Raw genomic sequence first — 3,543 nt, forward strand, 5'->3', positions numbered from 1 at the left:
TCGGCGAACTCCGCGGCGGGGTGGTCGGCGAGCGGCGCCAGGTCGGGCAGCCGGTCCGCGAGGGTCGCGCTCACGGTGATCGGGTACGGCTTCATGCCGAGCGCCGTCCCGAGGATGAGCTGCAGGACCGGCGAGCCGTGGTCCCAGCCCTCGGTCGGGGTGCCGGCGTCGTAGGTGGCGCCACGGCTGACGACGGTCACGACGGGCCGACCGGCGAGCGGCTGCACGTCGCCCGCGAGGACGCCGGGCACGTGGACGCGGTCGATCCAGGCCTTGAGGGTCGACGGCACCGTGTAGTTGTACAGCGGCGCACCGATCACGACGACGTCGGCGCCGAGGAGTTCGTCGATGACCTCCTGTCGGCGAGCGTCGTCCGCGGGCGCGACCACCTCGTCGTCGGTGCGGTCGGCGGCCGCCCAGTGCAGCGCCGAGGTCTCGAGGTGGGGGAGCTGGTCGACGTGCAGGTCGCGTCGGACGACGGTGTACTCCGGACCGCGTGCGCGCCAGGCGTCCGCGAAGGCCGCGGTGAGGGCGCGGGAGCGGGAGTGCGCGAGGTCGGCCGAGGAGTCGATGTGCAGGAGGGTGGGCATGGTCCCCACGCTACCGAGCGATGCGCGCCGGATGACGGGAACGGCCCCGCCGCGCCGGTGCGGGGCGAGGCGGGGCCGAGGTGGGCGTCCCGTCGGTCACGCGGGTACGCGACCGACGGGAGGCGTCCGGTGTCAGCGCTGGGTGCGACGGCGGCGCAGTGCGCGCGCACCGATCAGGCCGGCGCCGGCGAGGACGAGGGCGAGGGCCCACGGCAGGGCTCCCGTCGCGTCGGAACCGGTGTAGGCGAGCTGACCCTTGGCGGTGGTGGGCGTGACGACCGCCACCGTCGGGGTGGTCGGGCGCACGTCGACCGCGAACGAGAGCGGCTGGAGCGCACCGCTCGACACCGTCAGCGTGTGGATCGACGCGTGCGGGAACGTGACGCCGTAGACGCCCTGCCCCTCGGCGCCGTTCTCCTCGTACGGGGCGACGACGTCACTGGCGACGTTCGAGGTGACGGTCGGGACGAACGTGGGGTTGCCCTCGTCGTCGAAGTCCGTCGCGTCGTTGCCGAAGCGGTCGACGGGCGAGCCGGACACGACGAGCGTGCCGCCTTGCGCCACGGTGGGACGGCCGGTCGGCGTGAGGGTGAGCTCCTCGGGGAAACCGTCCTCGTCGGTCGACAGGTCGACGGTGTAGATCGTGCCGTCCGGCTGGATGAGCCAGATGCGCTTGTCCCGGGCGGTGATCGACTTCTCGTCCAACGTGAACGCCGTGATGCCGAACGCGGCGGCGTGGTCGACGGTCAGCTCGACGTACTGCGTGGTCGAGACGTCGCCGCTCGTGGCCGTGACCGCGAAGTCGTAGAACGACGCGAGGGTCGCGGTGCCGCTCAGCTCGCCGGTGGTCGGGTCGAACGTGATGCCCTCGGGGAGCTGGTCGTCGACGGTGTAGTCGCCGTCCTCCTCGAAGCCGTACTCGACCGCGATGGAGTCGGCCTGCGACTTGGACTCGACGATCGAGTCGGCGGAGTCCTCCTCGTCGCCGTAGTACCAGTCCAGCTTGTAGGTCGGCGCCGGGTAGCCCTGCGCGCGGAACGTGTAGGAGAACGGGTCGCCGGCGGTGGCCTCGAGGGGCAGCACGTCGACGTCAGCCTCGGTGCCCTCCGTGATCGGGGCGCCGTTCGCGTCGACGAACACCGGGTCCTGCGTGATGACCGCGGAGGGGGCCGACGTGACGGTCTCCTCGCCGCCGCCCGGCAGGTCGCCGGTCACGGTCACGACGAGCTGCTTGCCGGCCTCGGCCGGGTCGACCGTGTAGGTCTGGGTCTTGGCGATCGTCGTCGGCGTCGGGCCGGCGTCGGCCTCGGTCCAGACGTACTTGAAGGAGCCGTCCGCGTCGAACCCGGTCGTGTCCGCCGTGAGCTGTGAGCCCACCTTCGCGTCGCCGGAGACGATGACGGTGGGGTCGGCGGCCAGGGGGGTGACGGGAGCGTCCGTCGATGCTGCCCGCGGGGAGGTCGGCGCGGTGGTGGACTCAGGTGCGCTCGGCGCGGTCGTCTCCGGGGCTGCCGGCTCGTCGGTCGGCGTCGGGTCGGTGGGCCCGTCCGTCGGCGTGGGGTCGGTCGGCGCATCGGTCGGCGCCGGGTCCGTGGGTGCGTCGGTCGGCGTCGGGTCGGCCGTCGCGGTCTGCGTCGGGACCGACGTGTCGGTGCCCTCGGCGTGTGCTGCCGTCGCGGTCGCGATGCCGAGACCCGTCGTCAGCGCGATGAGCGCGGCGGTGGTCCCGAGCGCGCAGGCGCGTCGGACGGTGGAAGTGCTGCGGCGCACGTGTTCCCCCAGGTGTTCAGGTCCGGTCGACTACCGGATCGTAAGAATCTGCCGAGAATCCTCGGCCTGATCGGATCGTAGGGGTACGCGCGCGGGACGGCGACGTCCGAACCCGAAATGTGACCTGGCTTGGGGGTGCGTGCGGAACACCGCAGGCAGGGCGCCGGACGGCTCCCTGCCTGCGGTCGGGGTGGACGATCAGTGCGTCGCGTGCGCCACCGAGACGGTGAACGACGTGTGCGCGTGCTCCTGGGTCACGGTGAGCCGGTGCGACCACGCCCCGCTGATCGTGATCGTGTCCTCGGCGCCGGTCCGGGTGACGTGGTCCGACGTGATGTTGCTCGTGACCGTGGACGGGTCGCCGCCCTCGTCGGGGGCCTTGATGACGTTGCCCTCGGCGTCGACCGCGACCCCGGAGACGACGAACTGCTCGAGCCGGGTCGCGGGGACGGACTTGACGACTGTCGACTTGCTCGTGGGGGTCAGTCGCTGGTGGATGACTCCGTTCGGGGCGATGTACCAGATCGGCGCGGTGGTGTTCGGCTGTGAGACGTACGTCCGCACGCCGACCGCTGCCCCCGGCTTCACGGTGAGCTGCACGTACGCGTGGGCCTCGACACCGTCACGGAGCGCGACGACCTGGAAGTCCCAGATCCCGCTCTCCACCCCCGTGCCGGACAGGACGCCGGTGTTCGTGTTCACCGAGAAGTGGTCCGACGCGCGCGGCGAGTCGGCGGTGAGCCCCGGGCCCTCGTCCATGGCGTAGGCGACCGTCCCCGCCTTCGCGTTCGTGGTGAAGGTGTGCGAGAAGGCCTTCCCCGCGGTCGCGGTGAGCGCGATCGGGTGGGCGGCGGAGGAGCTCTGCGTGAAGGCGAGCGGAGCGGGTGTGGCAGCGGCGACGTGCTGCGTCGACGACGGCGTCGAGGCGGTCGCGGCGCTCACGCCGAAGACGGCGCCGCAGCCGGCGGCGACGACTGCGGCGGATGCGGCGACGGCGACGAGCGCCGCGCGACGGCGCGACGAAGTGGTGGTGTTCATGGTTCCCCTGGTCGTTCTGGTGCAGGGCGGCGATCCGCTCCTGTCAGCGACGACCGTACGTCCGGACGGCGTCCTCCGGGTGGCTTCCAGATTGCGGTTCCATCACGGAAGCATTCCGATTCGTTCAGGTCCTGACCTGGGGTTT

Annotated in this window: 3 protein-coding genes; all 3 read right to left on the reverse strand. The window is 72.0% G+C overall.

What is annotated here, in order from left to right; translation table 11 throughout:
* Positions 1-590: FMN-dependent NADH-azoreductase (locus tag I5E_RS18940; protein WP_022908373.1), on the reverse strand; the 590-nt coding region annotated here is incomplete at its 3' end.
* A gap of 132 nt (positions 591-722) precedes the next feature.
* Positions 723-2,360: a putative Ig domain-containing protein gene (locus I5E_RS23010; protein WP_022908374.1), complete on the reverse strand. Its 1,638-nt coding sequence runs from the start codon at positions 2,358-2,360 to the stop codon at positions 723-725.
* 198 nt (positions 2,361-2,558) lie between these two features.
* Positions 2,559-3,398: a hypothetical protein gene (locus I5E_RS18950; protein ID WP_022908375.1), complete on the reverse strand. Its 840-nt coding sequence runs from the start codon at positions 3,396-3,398 to the stop codon at positions 2,559-2,561.
* Positions 3,399-3,543 lie beyond the last annotated feature (145 nt).

The organism is Curtobacterium sp. B18, from assembly GCF_000333375.1.
Taxonomy (GTDB): Bacteria; Actinomycetota; Actinomycetes; order Actinomycetales; family Microbacteriaceae; genus Curtobacterium.

Coding starts and splice junctions, on each gene's coding strand:
- I5E_RS18950 (WP_022908375.1), bottom strand. CDS start 3,398: ATGAACACCACCACTTCGTCGCGCCGTCGCGCGGCGCTCGTCGCCGTC.